Here is a 17,774-nt window from a genome sequence, read left to right on the forward strand (position 1 = left end):
CCTGCTCATCATCCGGCAAAAATCTGCCCCGGAGCCGCTCCGCTCCGGGATGTGTGCGCCCCGAAACTGGCGCCCCGCCCCGCCCGGCGCTAGAGCCGCAGCCGAACAGGAGGCCCGACCGGCCCCCGGCCACCGAGGACGCCCCACGGAATGCCCCCTCTGCGATGCGGCTGATCGGCCTCGCCGGCTGGAGCGGCGCCGGCAAGACCACCCTCCTCGCCGCCCTCATCCCCTGGCTGAAGGGGAGGGGTCTCACCGTCTCCACCATCAAGCACGCCCACCACGGGTTCGACCTGGACCAGCCAGGCAAGGACAGCCACACCCACCGCCTCGCAGGGGCGGAGCAGGTTCTCGTCGCCTCCTCCCGGCGATGGGCGCTGATGACGGAGCTGCGCGGCGCCCCCGAACCCCCGCTCACCGAACTCCTGACCCACCTCGCCCCCGTCGATCTCGTGATCGTGGAGGGTTTCAAGCGCGATCCCCTCCCTAAGATCGAGGTTCATCGCGCCGCCAATGCCAAGCCCTGGCTGCACCCGGAGGAGCCCGCCATCCGCGCCGTCGCCGCCGATATCGTCCCCCCTGGCCACCTGCCGCACGCAGCCCTCGACGACATCCCCGCGATCGGCGCCCTCGCGCTGGAGCACGCCGCCCCATGGCCGGCCTGACACCACCCGAGCCCGGCGACTGCTTCGCCCACGAGGGCGGCCTCCTCTCCGTCGAGGCCGCCGCCGCCCTCGTCACCGCCCGCATCGTTCCCCTCCACGGCACCGAGGAACTCCCGCTCCGCGCCGCGCGTGGCCGCATCCTCGCCGAACCCCTCGTCGCCACCTCCGACCTGCCGCCCTTCGCCAACAGCGCCGTGGACGGTTACGCCTTCCGCCGCGCCGACCTGCCGCAGGACGCCATCCTGCCCGTCGCCGCCCGCATCGCCGCCGGGCAGGCCGCCGAGCCGCTGCCCCCCGGCACCGCCGCCCGCATCCTCACCGGCGCCCCCATCCCTCCCGGCGCCGACGCCGTCGCCATGCAGGAGGACACCCGCCCGGCCGGCCTCGCGATTCCCACCAATATCGCCATCACCCTCCCGCGCGACCTCCCGGAAGGTGCCAACATCCGCCCTGCCGGCGAGGACATCGCGGCCGGCGAACTCGCCCTTCGCGCCGGCCACCGCCTCGACGCCCCCGCCCTCGGCCTCGCCGCCGCCCTCGGCCGCCCGCGCCTTCGCGTCACTCGCCGCCCCGTCATCGGCGTCTTCAGCACCGGCGACGAACTGGTCGAACCCGGCCAGCCCCTCCGCCCCGCCGCCACCCACGACAGCAACCGCCACACCCTCCTCGCCCTGCTCGACGCCCTTCCGGCCGAGGCCCAGGACCTCGGCATCCTCCCCGATCGCGCCCTCGCCACCGCCGAGGCCCTGCACGAGGCCGCCGCCCGCCATGACCTCCTCCTCACCTCCGGTGGCGTCTCCGCCGGGGAGGAGGACCACGTCCGCCGCGCCATCGAGGCCAACGGCACCCTTCATTTCTGGAAGCTCGCCGTAAAACCCGGCAAGCCCGCCGCCATGGGCATGATCGCCGGAACCCCCGTCCTCGGCCTGCCCGGCAACCCCGTGGCCGCGGTGGTCGCCTTCCTCCACCTCGCCCGTCCCCTGATCCTACGCCTGGCGGGCGCTGCCACCACGCCCCTCCCGCGCCTGACCGCCCCCGCCGCCTTCAGCCACCGCAAGAAACCCGGCCGCCGCGAATACCTCCGCGTCTCCCTCGTCGACGGCGCCGCCCACCGCTACCCCCGCGACGGCGCCGGTCTTCTCGCCTCCCTCGCCCGCACGGAGGCTTTCGCCGAACTGCCGGAAGACGCCATCGCCATCGACGCGGGCGACCCCCTGACGGTCATTCCTTACGGGGGCCTGTTCTGAGCGGCCGCGGGAGAGGGCCGCCGCCCTCTCCAGGCCTCACCCGCCAAGGGCCTGGGGCCCCTGGCCCCCATCTGGCTTCGCGGAACCTTCCTGAACGCGCCGTCGCTCGGGTCACCGACCCGAGGCGCGCCATTGGCAGAACCATCCGAACAGATAGAGAAAGATGAGAGGGGGCTGGGAGAGAACCCACTCTCTCCCCCGGAGTCACCCGCTTACTCCAAACCCGCCTCAAGCACCGCCAAATCCCCCGGCGCGTTGGCGTTGAGGAACGGATCCCCCGCCCACTCCACCACCGACAACCCGCACCCCTCCGCCCAGCGAAGCACCTTCCCCTCGCCCCCGAGCACGGCCTCCCGCAGTGCCCCGCGCAGCCCCGAGGGCCAGATCGCCACCGGCGGATGCACCCGCCCCGCCGAGGCCGCGCAGGCCACCGGCCTGGCTGCCTCCCGCAGCCGCGAAGCAAGATCAGAAGGGATCAGCGGCGTATCACCGGGCACCGTCACCACCCACCCAAGCCCCAGCCGCCCCGCGTGCTCCATCCCCGCCAGCACGCCCGCCAGCGGCCCCGGATACCCCGGCACATCATCCGCGATCACCGCCACCCCAGGCGCCACGGACGCGAAGCGCGCCGGATCGCCGTTCGCATTCACCGCCACCGCATCAACCTGCGGCCCGAGCCGCTCCAGCAGATGCGCCAGCATCGGCCGCCCGCGCAGCGGCAGCAGCGTCTTGTCGCCGCCGCCCATCCGCCGAGCCAGCCCGCCGGCCAGCACGACGCCGAGCACGCCATCGGGCCTAACGCCGAGCAAGCCGGGCGGCTTGCTAACTCCGCCCACGCAGCGCCAGCGGCCGCAGCAGGAAGGCCGTGCCCCACCCCCAGGCCGCCCCGATCAGCGGCAGCACCCAGTCCGGCGTCCCACGTGGCAGGTGCTGCGGCACGAGATAGACCGCCACAACCCCGAGAACGGCCCCGAAGATCAGGTCTGGCATCGGCAGCAGCCGCAGCAGCAGCGCGACAAGGAATCCCCCCGCCGCGCCCATGAGGCAGAACCACCCGATCAGGGGCAGCCCATAGGGCCCATTCGCCTGCACATAGGCCGCGAGAGGCATCACCTTCGCGACCTTGTTCAGCAGGAACAGCGTCGGATCCCGGAACACGACCACCGAGAGCGCGCCGCAGGGTATCCCGTAGAAAATCGCCCGCCGAAGGCTCTCCCTCACGACCCCGCCCGCTCGGCCACGCACTCGCGCAGCGCCTCGCCAAGGCGGTCCATCCCCTCGTTCACCAGGGCATCGGAGGTCGTCAGCGGGCAGAGGAAGCGGATGACATTCCCCCGCACGCCGCAGGAGAGCAGCACCAGCCCCTTTTCGGCCGCGCGCGCCACCAGCGCCCGCGTCAGGTCCGGGTCGGGCTTATCGGCATCGCCGTCGGCCACCAGCTCCATCGCCACCATCGCGCCCACCGCGCGGATGTCACCGATCACGCCGCGCAGCGAATTGCCCGTCTGCAGCTCCTTGATCCGCCGCACCAGCAGGTCGCCGATCTCGTCCGCCCGCTGGCAGAGGTTCTCCTCCTCGATCACGTCCAGCACCGCGTTCCCCGCCGCGCAGCCAAGCGGCGAGCCGCCATAGGTGCCGCCCAGCCCGCCCGGATGCGGGCTGTCCATGATCGAGGCCGTGCCCGACACCGCGGAAAGCGGGAACCCGCCCGCCAGCGACTTCGCCATCGTGACGAGGTCCGCCTTCACCCCCGTATGCTCGAGGGCGAACATCTTTCCGGTGCGCGCGAAGCCCGTCTGCACCTCGTCCGCGATCAGCAGGATGCCGTGCTTGTCGCAGATGGCGCGCAGCCCCTGCATCAGCTCTGGCTGCGCCTGGTAGAACCCGCCCTCGCCCTGTACCGGCTCGATGATCATGGCCGCGATCCGCGCGGGGTCGATATCCGCCTTGAACAGCGTCTCGATCGCCTCCAGCGTCGCCGCCACCTCCTTGCCGTGATAGGCGACAGGGAAGGGCAGGTGGTAGATGTCGGCCGGCATCGGCCCGAACCCCACCTTGTAGGGCACCACCTTCCCCGTCAGGGCCATGCCCAGCAGCGTCCGCCCGTGGAAGGCGCCCGAGAAGGCGATCACCCCCGGCCGCCCGGTATGGGCGCGCGCGATCTTCACCGCGTTCTCCACCGCCTCGGCGCCCGTGGTCAGGAACACCGTCTTGGCAGGCCCCCGCACCGGCGCGATGGCGTTCAGCCGCTCCGCCAGCCGGATGTAGCTCTCATAGGGCGTCACCTGGATGCAGGTATGGGAGAAGTTCTCCAGCTGCGCCTGCACCGCCGCCTTGACCTTCGGGTGCAGGTGCCCGGTGTTGAGCACCGCGATCCCGCCGCCGAAGTCGATGTAGCGCTTGCCCTCGACATCCGTGATCTCGGAACCCGCGGCCTTGGCCGCGAACACCGGCAGGGCGGTCGCCAGCCCACGCGGCACCGCCGCCTCCTTCCGCGCCTGGAGGGTCGCGTTGCGCAGCCCCTCCTCGATCGGCGCGGTGGTCTCGCCGGTGATCGTGGTGCCCATGCCGAAGCTCCCCTGAGAAAGGTTCGCGCTGCCGAAACGCGCGCTGCCAGCCCCGAAATTGCGCCCAGCCGCGCCCGGCGGCAAGGCACGGCCAAACCCCGTCCCACCCCCGTGAACACCCCCCACCCTTGCGAGCCCGCCCCGCCGCGCGCAACTTGCGCCGCCTTCAAAGGGGGAGTCCGCGTCTCGTGAATGGTGCCCACAGTCTCGTCCACACGCTGCTGAAGTCCGGTGTGGACACCTGCTTCGCCAATCCCGGCACCAGCGAGATGCATTTCGTCGCCGCCCTGGACCAGATCCCGGGCATGCGCTGCGTCCTCGGCCTGCACGAGAACGTCGTCACCGGCATGGCCGACGGCTACTTCCGAATCGCGGGAAAGCCCGCCTGCACCCTGCTGCACTGCGGCCCCGGCCTCGCGAACGGCCTCGCCAACCTCCACAACGCCCGCCGCGCCCGCTCCGGCATCGTCAACATCGTCGGCGACCAGGCCACCTACCACCGCCCCTTCGACGCACCGCTGACCGCGGACACGGAGGGCTGGGCCCGCCCCGTCTCCGCCTGGGTCCGCACCACCACCGCCAGCGCCGATGTCGGCCGCGACGCCGCGGTGGCGGTCCAGGCCGCCCGCACCGCGCCGGGCGGCATCGCCACCCTCATCCTCCCCTCCGACGCCTCCTGGGACGAGGGCGGCATCCCCGCCGATCCCCTCCCGGTCCCGGCCCCCACCGCGCCCGACCCGCACGCCGTCCGCCAGGCTGCCCGCATCCTGCGGGAGGGGCGCAACGTCCTCCTCCTCCTCGGCGGCCCCGCCGTCCACGAGGCGGCGCAGCACCAGGCGAACCGCATCCTCCAGGCCACCGGCGCCCGCGCGCTCGCCGAGCAGTCCAACGCCCGCGTCGCCCGCGGCCGTGGCCGAATGCAGCTCGAGCGCGTGCCCTACGTCGCCGAGATCGCCATCAAGGCGCTGGCGGAGTTCGAGCACATCATCCTCGTGAACGCGAAGGCCCCGGTCGGCTTCTTCGCCTATCCCGGCAAGCCCTCCCACCACTACCCGCCCACCGCCGAGGTCCACGTCCTCACCCGCTTCGAGGGCGACGCGCTCGCCGCCCTCACGGCGCTCGCGGACGAACTCGGCGCCCCCGAGGCCGCCATCCCCGACCCCGGCCCGCGCCCCGAGCCCGGCCGCGGCGCCCCCACGCCCGAGGGCCTCGCCCGCACCATCGCCGCCCTCATCCCGGAGGGCGCGATCGTCGCGGACGAGAGCGTCTCCTTCGGCCGCGGCTTCTACGCCGAGACCCACGCCGCCCCGCCGCATGACTGGATCCACCTCACCGGCGGCGCCATCGGAGACGGCATGCCCATCGCGACCGGCGCCGCCATCGCCGGCGCCGGCCGCCGCGTGGTGAACATCCAGGCCGACGGCTCCGCCATGTACACCGTCCAGTCCCTATGGACTCAGGCGCGCGAGAAACTGCCGGTGACGACGATCCTTCTATCGAACCGCAAGTACCAGATCCTCATCGGCGAGTACGCGGGCGTCGGCGCCAATCCCGGCCCCACCGCCATGAACATGCTCGACCTCGGCAACCCCGACCTCGACTGGGTGCGGATCGCGAACGGCATGGGCGTGGAAGCCGCCCAGGCCACCACCCTCGAAGCCGTCGCCGACCTCCTCTCCCAGAGCACGTCGCGCAACGGCCCCTTCCTCATCGAACTCGTCATCTAGACGGAGGCAACGCCATGTCCGCTTACCCCAAGGTTCAGCTCCACATCGACGGCGAGTGGCGCGACGCCCGCTCCGGCAAGACCCTCGAGATCATCAACCCCGCCACCGAGGAGGTGATCGGCACCGTCGCCCACGCCGAGATCCCCGACCTCGACGAGGCGCTGGCCGCCGCCGAGCGCGGCTTCGCGGTGTGGCGCAAGGTCTCGCCCTATGAGCGCAGCAAGCTCATGCGCAAGGCCGCCGACCTCCTCCGCAGCCGCGCGGACGCCATCGCCACCATGATGACCGCCGAGCAGGGCAAGCCGCTGCCGGAGGCGAAGATGGAAGTCCTCGCCGGCGCCGACATCATCGACTGGTTCGCCGAAGAGGGCCGCCGCGCCTATGGCCGCGTCATTCCCGCCCGCGCGGAGGGCGTGTACCAGCTCTCACTCCGTGAACCGGTGGGCCCCGTCGCCGCCTTCACGCCCTGGAACTTCCCGATCAACCAGGTCGTCCGCAAGCTCTCCGCCGCACTGACCACCGGCTGCTCCATCATCGTCAAGGCGCCCGAGGAAACCCCGGCCTCGCCCGCCGAGCTGATCCGCGCCTTCGTCGATGCCGGCGTGCCGAAGGGCGTCATCGGCCTCGTCTACGGCGTTCCCTCCGAGATCAGCGCCTACCTCATCCCGCACCCGGTCATCCGCAAGATCACCTTCACCGGCTCCACCCCGGTCGGGAAGATGCTCGCGGGCCTCGCGGGCCAGCACATGAAGCGCGCCACGATGGAGCTCGGCGGCCACGCGCCGGCCATCGTCTTCGACGACGCCGACGTGCAGAAGGCCGCGAAAACCCTCGCGGCGGCGAAGTTCCGCAACGCCGGCCAGGTCTGCGTCTCCCCCACGCGCTTCCTCATCCAGGAGCGCTCCTTCGACGAGTTCCTCGAGACCTTCACCACGGCCGCCAAGTCCATCAAGGTCGGCCCCGGCACCGAGGCCGGCGTCGCCATGGGCCCGCTCGCGAACGAGCGGCGCATCCCCGCCATCGAGGCGCTGGTGCAGGACGCCGTCGGGCGCGGCGCGAAGCTCCAGACCGGCGGCAAGCGCATCGGCAACAAGGGCTACTTCTACGAGCCGACCGTCATCTCCGAACTGCCCCTCGACTCCCGCGCGATGAACGAGGAGCCCTTCGGCCCGCTCGCCTTGGTGAACCGCTTCTCCGACCTCGACGAGGTGGTGGAGGAAGCCAACCGCCTTCCCTTCGGCCTCGCCTCCTACGCCTTCACCGGCTCGGCCGGCACCGCGCAGGCCCTCGGCGCCCGCGTGGAAACAGGCATGATGACCATCAATCACCTCGGCCTCGCCCTCCCCGAAGTCCCCTTCGGCGGCGTGAAGGACAGCGGCTACGGCTCGGAGGGCGGCTCCGAGGCCATCGAGGCCTACCTGGTGACGAAGTTCGTCACCCAGACCGGCATCTGAACCGGGAAGGGGAGGGGGGGCGATGACCGACCGCACGCTGGACGCCCTGCTGGCGGACCTCGTCATCGCTAACCGCATCCTCGCGCATGAGGGCGTGCTCGACGACTTCGGGCACGTCTCCGCGCGCGACCCGCACGATCCCTCCCGCTTTTGGCTCAGCGCCTCCCGCAGCCCCGAGCTCGTCTCCCGCGCTGACCTCATCCGCTTCGACCTCGACGCGAAGCCCGAGGACCTCGGCGGGCGCCGCCCCTACCTGGAAACCATCGTCCACGCCCGCCTCTACGCCGCGCGCCCGGACGTGCAGGCGATCGTCCACCACCACGCCCGCACGGTGCTGCCCTTCACGATCACGAAGCGGCCGCTCCGCCCCGTCTTCCACCTCGCCGCCGTACTGGGTGAATCGGTGCCCGTCTGGGACAGCGTCCCCGAATTCGGCGACACCGCCATGATCATCGGCGACGCTGCCGTCGCCGACAGCCACGCCCGAGCCATGGGAAGCGGCAACAGCGTGCTGCTGCGCGGCCACGGCGCCACCAACGCGGAAGTCAGCCTCGCCGCCGTCGTCTTCGTCGCCATCACGCTGCGCGACAACGCCGAGGTCCAGGCCGCCGCCGAGGCCATGGGGGAAGTCCAGTACCTCTCCCCCGGCGAGATCGCGCTGACCGCGAGGATGCAGATGGGCGAGCGCCCGCTCTCCCGCTCCTGGGAGTACCGCCGCGCGCGAGCCGGCTTCGGCGGGATCTAGGAAGGGGCCGCGGCGGCCCCGGGCCGCTCCGTCACCGCATCTCCGCGCCGTCGCCGCTCCGCCTCGTCCGCGATCTCGCGCTGCAGGAAGAAGTTCAGCAGCGTCCGAAGCGCCGCGATGGCGGCAAGCTTGCCGATCTCATCCCAGCCCGGCGCGATCGCGGTGCGCAGGATGTCCGCCGCCAGCGCAAATTCCAGCGCCACGGCCAGCCAGCGTGCCAGCCGCAGCCGCACGCTCTCCTTCTCCGCGTCCGGCAGCGCCGGCCGGGCGAGGAACACGCGCAATGCACGCCAAGTCGCCTCCAGCGAAGCGATCGCGATGATGAGCGCCGCCGCCCCCTCGACGCCCAGGGCAACCCAGGCCGTCCAGGTCTTGAAAAGCTCCTCCACGCCGCCCCGCCTCCTCGCCGAAGAGGTGAACGGCACCCTGGTCTCCGCGTTGCTGCGCCCGAGACGCCCTAGGCGCTCCACTCCAACCCGGGCTCGTACCTTACCCCCACGAAGCAAAGCCCCTCGGCCGGCGCCGTCTGCCCCGCCTTCCGCCGGTCCCGCCCCTCCAGCACCTGCCGGGGCCAGGAAACCGGCCGCTGCCCCCAGCCCACCTTCGCCAGCGTGCCCACGAGGTTCCGCACCTGATGATGCAGGAAGGACCGCGCCTCCACCCGCACCACGATCTCCTTCCCCTCGCGCGACACATCCAGCCGGTCGAGCGTCCGCATCGCGTGCTTCGCCTGGCAAGTCGCGGCGCGAAAGGCCGAGAAATCATGGTGCCCGAGCAGCCCCTGCGCGGCTTCGTGCATCGCCGCCGCATCCAGCGGCGCCGGCACGTGCCAGACCCGCCCCTCCTCCAGCGCCGGCCGCGCCCGCCGGTTGAGGATGCGGTAGCGATAGCTGCGGTGCACCGCCGAGAACCGCGCGCTCCACTCCGGCCCCGGCCGCGCGACCGCCAGCACGGAAACCCGGTGCGGCCGCGTCCGCGCGTTCAGCGCCTCCCGCACCCGCTCCCCCGGCAGGTCGGCGGAAAGGTCGATCTGGGCGACCTGCCCCTCCGCATGCACCCCGGAATCCGTCCGCCCCGCAGCACCCACCTCCGGCACCACGCCGCCGTTGAGGAAGGCGCCCGCCTCCTCCAGCACGCCCTGAACCGAAACCCCCTCCGCCTGCCGCTGCCAGCCGACGAAGCCCGCCCCGTCATACTCCACCAGCAGGGCGTAGCGCGGCATCCTGGCCCAGCCCCTAACCGAGCACCGTGCCGGCCGGCACGGCATGCCCGCGCAGGAAGGCGCCAGCTTCCATGGCCGCACGCCCGGCCTTCTGCACGCGGGTCAGCCGCAACGCCGTCCCGCCGCCGCAGGCCACCAGCAGCCGGTCATCCAGCACCGTACCCGGCGCCGCCTCCCGCCCCGCCGCCGGCTCGGCCGCGAGAACCCGCAGCACCTCGCCGCCCAGCGCCGTAAAGGCCCCCGGCCAGGGCGTCATCCCCCGCACCCGCCGGTCCAGTGCCACTGCCGTCTCCGACCAGTCGAGCCGACCGTCCTCCTTCCCGAGCTTCGGGGCGTAGGTCGCGCCCTCCTCAGGCTGCGGCACGGCGGGCGGGTCCTCCTCCAGCGCGCGCAGCACCAGCCGCGCGCCCATCTCCGAAAGCCGGTCGTGAACCTCCGCCGTCGTCTCCCGCGGCCCGATCGGCGTCGCCTCGCGCAGCAGCATCGGGCCCGTGTCCAGCGCCTCGTCCATCCGCATGATGGTGATGCCCGTCTCGACATCCCCCGCCAGCACCGCCGCGTGGATCGGCGCCGCCCCGCGCCAGCGCGGCAGCAGGCTCGCATGGATGTTCAGGCAGCCACGCCGGGGCGCATCGAGCATCGGCTTCGGCAGGATCAGCCCATAGGCGACCACCACTGCCGCATCGAGGCCGAGCCTCGTGAAGGCCTCGTGCTCCGCCACATCCCGCCGAACCCGCGCCGGCGTCCGCACCGGCAGCCCCATCTCGATCGCCGCCTGATGAACAGGGCAGGGGGTCTCCCGCTGCCCGCGCCCCGCGGGCCGCGGCGGCTGGGCATAGACGCAGGCCACCTCGTGCCCCGCCGCCACCAGAGCCCGCAGCGCCGGCACCGAGAAGGCCGGGCTCCCCATGAAGGCGAGCCGCAACGGGAGGGTCACATCGCCTCCCGCGACTTCAGCTTCTGCTCCTTCAAGAACTTCTTGATCAGCATGTTCCGCTTCAGCGGGCTCAGATGGTCGGTGAACATCACCCCATCGAGGTGGTCGATCTCGTGCTGCAGGCAGGTGGCCAGCAGGTCATCCGCCTCCACCTCCTGGCGGGAGCCGTCCAGAGCCCGGTAGCGCACCTTCACCCGCGCCGGCCGCTCCACATCCGCGTACTGTCCGGGCAGGGAAAGGCATCCCTCCTCCCGCACCGCCCGCTCCGTGCTCGCCGCCACGATCTCGGGGTTCACCAGCACCATCGGCGCCGGCGTCTCCTCCTTGGCGACATCCAGCACCACCAGCCGCAGCCCTTCGCCCACCTGCGGCGCGGCCAGCCCGATCCCCGGCGCCTTGTACATGGTCGAGAGCATCCGCGCCGCGAGGTCCGCCACCCGCGTGCCATCCGCCTCGGCCACTGGCCGGGCCTTGGCGCGCAGGATGGGCGCGGGGTGGAACAGGATGGGAAGGATCGGGGCGTCGGTCATGGCTGTGTCGCGCATGTAGGGCAGAACCCGCCCCGGCGGAATGCCGCCCCCGGCCGAACCGCTTCCCGGCAGGGCGACCCCCGCCACCCGTCCGCACCTCTCCGCCTTGTAACCCCTGCCCTTGCAACGCTCGCCCGGCCTGACAATATCAGGCTCGTGGGCGGTGCCTCCTCAAGGGCCGCGCCGCGTGGCCTCGCTTCCCCAAGGATGCCGCAACATGTCGCGTTCGCCGGTCTTCGGATCGCCGCTTTTCCTCGGCTTCGACCACCTCGAGCAGATGCTCGACCGCGTGCAGAAGACCGCCGACGGCTATCCCCCCTACAACATCGAGCAAACCGCGGCCGACCGCCTGCGAATCACCCTCGCCGTCGCCGGCTTCGCCATGGACGACCTCCAGATCACCCAGGAGGACAACCAGTTGGTGATCCGCGGCCGCCAGAAGGAGGACGCGGAGGACCGCATCTTCCTCCACCGCGGCATCGCCGGCCGCCAGTTCCAGCGCGCCTTCGTCATCGCCGAGGGGATCGAGATCGAGGGCGCCTGGCTCGACAACGGCCTCCTGCACGTCGAGCTGCGCCGCCCCCAGCCCGAGGTCCGGGTCCGGACCATCCAGATCAACGGCAGAACCCGCCCCCTCGTGGACGGCCAAGCCTAGATCCTTCCCCGTCCGAAACGCTCTGCCGAACCGGGGGGCCTGAAGGACGTTATAGGCTCGCAGGCCATCCCGGCTGCGGGCGAGGAGAACATCATGCAGCCCAACACCGAAATCAGCCTTCGTGACCTGACCCCCCTCGACTGGGCCCGCTTCGGCGCCCAGGAGATGGCCTATATCCGTCCGGTGACCGTCAACGGCACCCAGGCGGTGGCCATCCACGCGGCCGACGGCACCCCCATCGGCGCCGCCCCGAACGAGGCCCTGGCCATCGCCGCCATCCTCCAGCACGAGATGGCGCCCGTCCTCGTCCACTGAGAGCCGGGCCGGGATCCCGAAAAGGGAAGGGGAGGCCATCCGGCCTCCCCCTTTTCAGCACGCGGCCGCTTCACGCCGTCTGGGGATCGATCCACCCCACATGCCCGTCCGCCCGGCGATAAACGACGTTCAGCACCCCGGTGCCCCGGTTGCGGAACATGAGCACCGTCTCCTGGGAAAGGTCGAGCCGCATCACCGCCTCCGGCACCGTCAGCCGGCTGATCTCGGTCGGCGCCTCGGCCACCACGGCCCCGTTCGCGTAGCCGTCAGCCGTCACCGCCTCGCCTTCCGTGGACGCCGCCTCGGCACCTTCCTCCTCCGGCTCCTCGCGCAGCACCACCGCGCGCGCCAGTTCGGTCAGCGGGTCGCGCTCCTCGGCCATGCTCCGCGCGTGCTCGTTCACCCGGCGCCGGTAGCGCCGCAGCCGCTTGCCAATATGCGCTGCCGCATCTGCGAAGGCCCGGTGGGCGTCCACACCTTCCCCCTCTGCCCGCATATTCAGGCCGCGGCCCGCCCGCAGGTTGATGTCGCAGGCGAAGAAGGCTCGGTCCTTGCGGAAGGTCACATGGGCATCGAGGGCATGGTCGAAGTACTTTCGGGTGACCGCCTCCAGCCCGTCCGTCACATGAGTCTTGAGTGCCTCGCCGGTCTCGACGCCCTTGCCGGCGACAGTGATCTGCATGGATCGGCTCCCTTGTCCTACTTGTAACATAAGTGACGTGAGACGGGCCGGGGCCGGTTTAAAGAGGACCGATCAGAGAACGAGCGCCGATTTCTCCCTCTTGCGTTGCACCGAGGAGGGGATCTTCAGCGCGTCCCGGTACTTCGCGACCGTGCGCCGCGCGATGTCCACGCCCTCCGCCCGTAGCCGCTCCACGATGGCGTCGTCCGACAGCACGTCCTCCGCCGTCTCGGCATTCACCATGTCGCGGATGCGGTGCCGGATGGCTTCCGCCGAGAAGCTCTCCCCCCCATGCGTCCCCGCGATCGCCGTGGTGAAGAAGTACTTCAGCTCGAGCGTGCCGCGCGGCGTCGCGATGTACTTGTTCGCCGTCACGCGGGAGACGGTGCTCTCGTGCATCCCCAGCTCGTCCGCGACATCCCGCAGGATCAGCGGCCGCAGATGCCCGACCCCGTGGCGGAAGAACCCCTCCTGTCGGCGCACGATCTCGGCCGCCACGCGAAGGATGGTGTTCGCCCGTTGCTCCAGGCTCCGCACCAGCCAGTTCGCGGCCTGAAGCTTCTCCGCGATGAAGGCCTTGTCCTCCTTCGACCGCGTGGCCGTCGAGGCCGTCGCGTGGAAGCCCCGGTTCACCAGCACCCGCGGCAAGGTCTCCGGGTTCAGCTCCAGCATCCACGTCCCGTCCGGCATCCGCCGCATCAGCACGTCGGGCACCACCATCGGCGCCACCTCGCCGTCGCCCGTGACGCCTGGCTTCGGATTCAGCCGCCGGATCTCGGCCACCATCTCGGCCAGATCCTCGGCATCCACGCTGCAGACCCGCAGCAGCCCCGCCATGTCCCGCCGGGCCAGCATCTCCAGGTTATCCAAAAGTGCCTGCATCGCCGGGTCCAGCCGGTTCAGCTCCGCCAGCTGCACCGCCAGGCACTCCTTCAGGCTGCCGCAGAACAGCCCCGTCGGTTCGAAGCGCTGCATCCGCGCCCGCACGGCGGCCACCACCGCCTCCTCGCAGCCCAGCGCCCCCGCGATCGCCTCGTCCGTCACCGCCAGCCGCCCCGCGCCGTCCAGCAGCGCGATCAACTGCCCCGCGATCAGCCGCTCCCGCGCGTCGGTGAAGGTCAGCCGCGCCTGCTCGGCCAGCAGCTCGCGCAGGGAGCGCGGCCGCTCCCCCGCGATCTCCTCCAGGCTCCGCCCGTCCTCGTCCCAGGCATCCGCCCGCGCCCCGCCGGAAGTCGGGTAGAGCGCATCGCCGCTCTCGTATCCGCCCGACCAGTCCGCCTCGATCGGGCTGCTCGCCTCGTCAGGCATGGTGGCGGAGGAGGCAGCCTCGAAGGAATCCTGCTCCGCCGGCGCGGCCAGGACGGGCGCGCTGCCCTCCTCCCGCTCCAGCATCGGGTTGCGCTCCAACTCCTCCTCGACGAAGGCGGAGACCTCGACGTTGCTCGACTGGAGCAGCTTGATGGCCTGCCGCAACTGCGGCGTCATCACCAGCTGCTGCGTCTGCCGGAAGTCGAGCCGCGGCCCTAACCCTACCATGAGCGATCCGCCACCCGCGCCATCAGCACGTTGCGCGCATCATCAGCACCCGCGTCCCACGCGGCGAGTAACCAGCGCGCTCACAGGCTGAACCGCTCCCCGAGATAGACCCGCCGCACGCCCTCATGCGCCACGATCTCGCTCGGCCGGCCCTCCATCAGCACCTGCCCATCATGCAGGATATAGGCGCGGTCGATGATCGCCAGCGTCTCCCGCACGTTGTGCTCGGTGATCAGCACCCCAATCCCGCGATCCTTCAGGTGCCGCACGAGGTCACGGATTTCGCCCACCGCGATCGGGTCGATGCCCGCCAGCGGCTCGTCCAGGAGGATGTAGGCCGGGTGCGTCGCCAGCGCCCGCGCGATCTCGCAGCGCCGCCGCTCCCCGCCCGAGAGCGCCAGCGCCGGCGCGCGCCTGAGATGCGCAATCCCGAACTCCGCCAGCAGGCTATCCAGCATCCCGTCCCGCCGCTCGCGGTCCGGCTCCACCACCTCCAGCGCCGCGCGGATGTTGTCCTCCACGGAGAGCCCCCGGAAGATCGACGCCTCCTGCGGCAGGTAGCCCAGGCCCAGCCGCGCGCGGCGGTACATCGGCAGCATCGTGACATCGTGCCCGTCGAGGAAGACCTGCCCCTCGTCCGGCCGCACGAGCCCCGTCATCATGTAGAAGGTCGTCGTCTTCCCCGCGCCGTTCGGCCCGAGCAGCCCCACGGCCTCACCCCGCTTGAGGCTGAGCGAGACGCCCCGCACCACCGGCCGCTTCTTGTAGCGCTTGCCCAGCGACCGCGCGACGAGCCCGGACTCGCCCGGCACCACCCTAAATCCCTCGCTCACCGCGCCCGCCCCTGGGCCGGTGCAGGCGTGGGGGAGGGCGCCGCCGGCCGAGCTGCGCCGCCCGCCGGCGCCGCCTCCTGCCCCGAATTCGGCAGCACCAGCCCCTGCACCCGCTGTCCCGGTGCGGAGACGAGGCGGGAGATCCCCGTACGAAGATTCACGATCGCCTCTTGCCCCTGCAACTGGTTCTGCCCGCGCGTGATCCGCACGTTGCCCAGCACCCGCGCCATGCCCGTCACCGGGCTGTAGACCCCGCGATCCCCGCGCACGACCTCCGTCTCGGTCCGGATCTCGACATTTCCGAAGACCTCCACCCGGTCGAGCTTCGACCCCTCGCCCGGCACCGGCCGGGGCGCAGCAGGAGCCGCACCGGGCGCCGCCGCCGGGGCACCGGGCCGGGCAGGGGGCGTCGGCGCCGCCGGCCGCGCCGCCACGGCCTGAACCGGCGGCGCGTTCTCCAGGAAATAGCCCACCAGCGTGTCCGCCATGATCTGGCGGTTGTCGCTCGTGGTCACCCGCGCGGCGCCCCGCGCCACCGCCATCCGCCGCTGGGACCAGTATTCGAGGCTGTCCCGCGCCACGATCGTGTCGCTCTGCGTCGTCAGCTTCAGGTCCCGCCCGGTCATCACCATGACGGCCTGGTCGATGTCATAGACGCCGCGGTCGCCCTGCGCCCGGTCGGTCTGGGTGGAGATCACCACGTCCCCCTCCGCCTCCAGCCGCCAGATCTCCCCGCCCGACATCGGGCTCTCGCCCCCGGCCGTATCCGCCGGCGCCTCGGCCCCCGGTGGCTGCGCCCGCGGGCGGTAGCGCGCGATCAGCCGGGCGGCGTCCACCGTCACCCCGTCCCGCACGGCCTTCGCCTTGCCGCGGGCGATCACCACCTGCTCGCCCTGCCGCCACTCGATCCCGTCGGTCGCGGTGATCTCCACCGGCCCGCCGCCCGAGCCCGAAAGATCGATCGGCTGCGCCCAGGCTGCCCCGAAAGGGGAGGGAGCCAGCACCGCCGCCAGCGCGGCCAGGCCCAGCCCCGCCGCCTGCATCCCGCGCCCGGCCCTCACCGCCTGCCCTCCAGCACCGCACGCGCATTGCCGGTGAAGACCACTACCGCGCCACGGTCCCGCAGCCGGAACCCGTCGCCCGTGATGGTGCCGAAGCTTCCCTGGGCCGCCACGTGGCTGTCGCCCTCCGCGTGGCCCTCCTTCACGTCCACCCGCGCCTGCTGGGTCTCGATCAAGGTTCCATCATCCTGCCAGATCGTCACGTCGCCCCAGAGGTCGAGGATGTTCTCCTCCCGGTCCAAACGTCCCGTCTTGCTGTCCAGCAGCACCCAGCCCCCGTTCGTCAAGGTCATGTCACCGCGAGGTGCCTCAAGGTCCACCACGTTACTGCTGCCCGGCTGCGCAGCGATGAAGGCCGTCACGTTGAAGGGCCGCCCCTGGTCGTCGATGCCCTGGTAGCGCGGGTCCACCACCCGCACCGCCTCCGGCGTCGTCCGGCTGAGCCGGCGGAAGGAGAGCCGCGCGTTCTCGCTCGTGCGCTCAAATTCCGGCCAGAGCACGATCGCGCTCAGCAGCGCGAGCGCCGCCGCCGGCAGAAGCAGCTTGAGGAAGCGGACGGTGAAGCGCCGCCGCAGCATGGCGCCCCGCGTATAGCCCCGCCGCGCGCGGGAGGGCACCGGCCGGGCCCGCATCTCCGCCGCCAGCGTCACGCTCGCGGCCGGAGGGATCTCCGGAACGGCCGCTGAATCCCCCGAACGCGCGGTCGCCCCGTCCGGCCCGGGCGGCGCGTGAACCGTGCCCGGCCGCGCCCCACCGCTCGCCGCGGGCGCGTCGGTCGCCGGATTGCTGGAGGGTGCCTGGACCGTCACCCCCCTTGTATGGAGCGCCGGGCAGGGCCGGTCAACGCGCATCCGCAACACATTCCTTCAAGAATCATGCCACCGGGGATGCGGCGTCGCGCACCGCAGAAGGGCATGAATCAGTGCGAGAAGATGTCGGGTTCCACGTAGCCCAGCAGGTCCAGCGCCGCGCGCGCGGGCAGGAAGCGGAAGCACTCCTCCGCCAGCCCGAGCCTCCCCTCCCGCCGCAGCAGCGCCTCCAGCTTCGCCCAGAGGGCGTGCAGGTGCAGCACGTCGGAGGCCGCATAGGCCAGCTGCTCCTGGCTCAGCGCCGGGGAGCCCCAGTCGCTCGTCTGCTGCTGCTTGGAGATCTCCACTCCCAGCAACTCCCGGCACAGCTCCCGCAGCCCGTGCCGGTCGGTAAAGGTTCGCACGAGCTTGGCCGCTACCTTCGTGCAGAGGACCGGCGCCACCTCGACACCCAGTTCCTTCCGCAGGATGGCGATATCGAAGCGCGCAAAGTGGAACAGCTTCACCACCGCCGCATCCGCCAGCAGCGCCGCGAGATTCGGGCAATCGAGAAACCCCTGCCGCCGCGCCGGCCCGCCCAGCCCTTCCGGCCGCAGCTGCACAAGATGCGCCGAACCATTCCCGGCCGAGAGCTGCACGAGGCAGAGCCGGTCGCGATGCGGGTTCAGCCCCATCGTCTCGGTGTCCACGGCCACCACCGGCCCGAGGTCCAGCCCCGCCGGCAGGTCGTCCTGGTAGAGATGGATCCTGGCGTTCGGCATGAAGAGCACACTTCCCATCGCGGCCGCT

The 17,774-nt window shown here is 71.8% G+C and carries 20 protein-coding genes; 7 read left to right on the plus strand and 13 right to left on the minus strand.

Annotation, left to right across the window (positions count from 1 at the left end; translation table 11 throughout):
* Positions 1-164: 164 nt before the first annotated feature.
* Both mobB and glp read left to right on the plus strand, forming a co-directional pair.
* A complete protein-coding gene (mobB, locus tag D9599_RS07050; protein WP_198380516.1) occupies positions 165-665 on the plus strand; it encodes a molybdopterin-guanine dinucleotide biosynthesis protein B in 501 nt (166 codons plus the stop codon).
* Positions 653-1,912 carry a gephyrin-like molybdotransferase Glp gene (glp, locus tag D9599_RS07055; protein ID WP_198380517.1) on the plus strand — a complete coding sequence of 420 codons (1,260 nt, stop codon included), beginning with the start codon at positions 653-655 and terminating at the stop codon, positions 1,910-1,912. The genes mobB and glp overlap by 13 nt, the downstream gene beginning before the upstream one ends.
* A 212-nt stretch (positions 1,913-2,124) precedes the next feature.
* On the opposite strand, the gene mobA is transcribed toward glp, so the two are convergent.
* The 3 genes from mobA to gabT are packed head-to-tail and all read right to left on the minus strand — an operon-like array spanning position 2,125 to position 4,479.
* Positions 2,125-2,721, minus strand: coding sequence for a molybdenum cofactor guanylyltransferase MobA (gene mobA, locus D9599_RS07060; RefSeq protein WP_232480240.1), 597 nt, complete (start codon positions 2,719-2,721; stop codon positions 2,125-2,127).
* A gap of 13 nt (positions 2,722-2,734) precedes the next feature.
* Positions 2,735-3,133 carry a hypothetical protein gene (locus tag D9599_RS07065; RefSeq protein WP_198380518.1) on the minus strand — a complete coding sequence of 133 codons (399 nt, stop codon included), beginning with the start codon at positions 3,131-3,133 and terminating at the stop codon, positions 2,735-2,737.
* Positions 3,130-4,479, minus strand: a complete 1,350-nt coding sequence (gene gabT, locus D9599_RS07070; protein ID WP_198380519.1) for a 4-aminobutyrate--2-oxoglutarate transaminase — start codon at positions 4,477-4,479, stop codon at positions 3,130-3,132. Before gabT ends, D9599_RS07065 begins: the two co-directional genes overlap by 4 nt.
* A 188-nt stretch (positions 4,480-4,667) precedes the next feature.
* On the opposite strand from gabT, the gene D9599_RS07075 reads away from it, so the two are divergent.
* Genes D9599_RS07075 through D9599_RS07085 form a run of 3 tightly spaced genes read left to right on the plus strand, consistent with a single transcriptional unit; the run spans position 4,668 to position 8,405 of the window.
* On the plus strand, positions 4,668-6,206 hold the full coding sequence (locus tag D9599_RS07075; RefSeq protein ID WP_198380520.1) for an acetolactate synthase large subunit: 1,539 nt from the start codon (positions 4,668-4,670) through the stop codon (positions 6,204-6,206).
* 14 nt (positions 6,207-6,220) lie between these two features.
* A complete protein-coding gene (locus tag D9599_RS07080) occupies positions 6,221-7,660 on the plus strand; it encodes an NAD-dependent succinate-semialdehyde dehydrogenase (RefSeq protein ID WP_198380521.1) in 1,440 nt (479 codons plus the stop codon).
* Positions 7,661-7,682: 22 nt separating this feature from the next.
* Positions 7,683-8,405, plus strand: coding sequence for a class II aldolase/adducin family protein (locus tag D9599_RS07085; RefSeq protein WP_198380522.1), 723 nt, complete (start codon positions 7,683-7,685; stop codon positions 8,403-8,405).
* Here the strand turns inward: D9599_RS07085 and D9599_RS07090 are convergent.
* The 4 genes from D9599_RS07090 to def all read right to left on the minus strand — a co-directional run bounded on the left by D9599_RS07090 (position 8,402) and on the right by def (position 11,094).
* On the minus strand, positions 8,402-8,794 hold the full coding sequence (locus D9599_RS07090; protein WP_198380523.1) for a DUF1622 domain-containing protein: 393 nt from the start codon (positions 8,792-8,794) through the stop codon (positions 8,402-8,404). The genes D9599_RS07085 and D9599_RS07090 overlap by 4 nt on opposite strands.
* Positions 8,795-8,862: 68 nt before the next feature.
* Positions 8,863-9,627 (minus strand): tRNA pseudouridine(38-40) synthase TruA, encoded by a 765-nt coding sequence (gene truA / locus D9599_RS07095; protein ID WP_198380524.1) that lies wholly within the window; start codon positions 9,625-9,627, stop codon positions 8,863-8,865.
* A 13-nt stretch (positions 9,628-9,640) separates the two neighbouring features.
* Positions 9,641-10,552, minus strand: coding sequence for a methionyl-tRNA formyltransferase (gene fmt / locus D9599_RS07100; protein WP_198380654.1), 912 nt, complete (start codon positions 10,550-10,552; stop codon positions 9,641-9,643).
* An 8-nt stretch (positions 10,553-10,560) separates the two neighbouring features.
* Positions 10,561-11,094: a peptide deformylase gene (gene def, locus D9599_RS07105; RefSeq protein ID WP_198380655.1), complete on the minus strand. Its 534-nt coding sequence runs from the start codon at positions 11,092-11,094 to the stop codon at positions 10,561-10,563.
* Between the two features lie 217 nt (positions 11,095-11,311).
* On the opposite strand from def, the gene D9599_RS07110 reads away from it, so the two are divergent.
* Together D9599_RS07110 and D9599_RS07115 are read left to right on the plus strand one after the other, a co-directional pair.
* Positions 11,312-11,749, plus strand: a complete 438-nt coding sequence (locus D9599_RS07110; protein WP_198380525.1) for an Hsp20 family protein — start codon at positions 11,312-11,314, stop codon at positions 11,747-11,749.
* A gap of 93 nt (positions 11,750-11,842) precedes the next feature.
* The gene (locus D9599_RS07115) at positions 11,843-12,064 is read left to right on the plus strand and encodes a DUF1150 family protein (RefSeq protein WP_043834018.1); all 222 of its coding nucleotides are present in this window, start codon (positions 11,843-11,845) and stop codon (positions 12,062-12,064) included.
* Positions 12,065-12,134: 70 nt separating this feature from the next.
* Here D9599_RS07115 and hpf read toward each other — a convergent pair whose 3' ends face one another.
* The 6 genes from hpf to D9599_RS07145 form a co-directional block, all read right to left on the minus strand.
* On the minus strand, positions 12,135-12,746 hold the full coding sequence (hpf, locus tag D9599_RS07120; RefSeq protein WP_198380526.1) for a ribosome hibernation-promoting factor, HPF/YfiA family: 612 nt from the start codon (positions 12,744-12,746) through the stop codon (positions 12,135-12,137).
* Between the two features lie 72 nt (positions 12,747-12,818).
* On the minus strand, positions 12,819-14,282 hold the full coding sequence (gene rpoN, locus D9599_RS07125; protein ID WP_198380527.1) for an RNA polymerase factor sigma-54: 1,464 nt from the start codon (positions 14,280-14,282) through the stop codon (positions 12,819-12,821).
* Between the two features lie 80 nt (positions 14,283-14,362).
* Positions 14,363-15,115: an LPS export ABC transporter ATP-binding protein gene (gene lptB / locus D9599_RS07130; RefSeq protein ID WP_198380528.1), complete on the minus strand. Its 753-nt coding sequence runs from the start codon at positions 15,113-15,115 to the stop codon at positions 14,363-14,365.
* Positions 15,112-16,158 (minus strand): LptA/OstA family protein, encoded by a 1,047-nt coding sequence (locus D9599_RS07135; RefSeq protein ID WP_198380656.1) that lies wholly within the window; start codon positions 16,156-16,158, stop codon positions 15,112-15,114. Before D9599_RS07135 ends, lptB begins: the two co-directional genes overlap by 4 nt.
* 14 nt (positions 16,159-16,172) lie before the next feature.
* A complete protein-coding gene (gene lptC, locus D9599_RS07140) occupies positions 16,173-17,027 on the minus strand; it encodes an LPS export ABC transporter periplasmic protein LptC (protein WP_232480241.1) in 855 nt (284 codons plus the stop codon).
* Positions 17,028-17,095: 68 nt separating this feature from the next.
* Complete coding sequence (locus D9599_RS07145; protein ID WP_198380529.1) at positions 17,096-17,764, minus strand: ribonuclease D; 669 nt, start codon at positions 17,762-17,764, stop codon at positions 17,096-17,098.
* Positions 17,765-17,774 lie beyond the last annotated feature (10 nt).

This window comes from Roseomonas sp. KE2513, from assembly GCF_016107305.1.
In the GTDB taxonomy this organism is placed as follows: domain Bacteria; phylum Pseudomonadota; class Alphaproteobacteria; order Acetobacterales; family Acetobacteraceae; genus Roseomonas.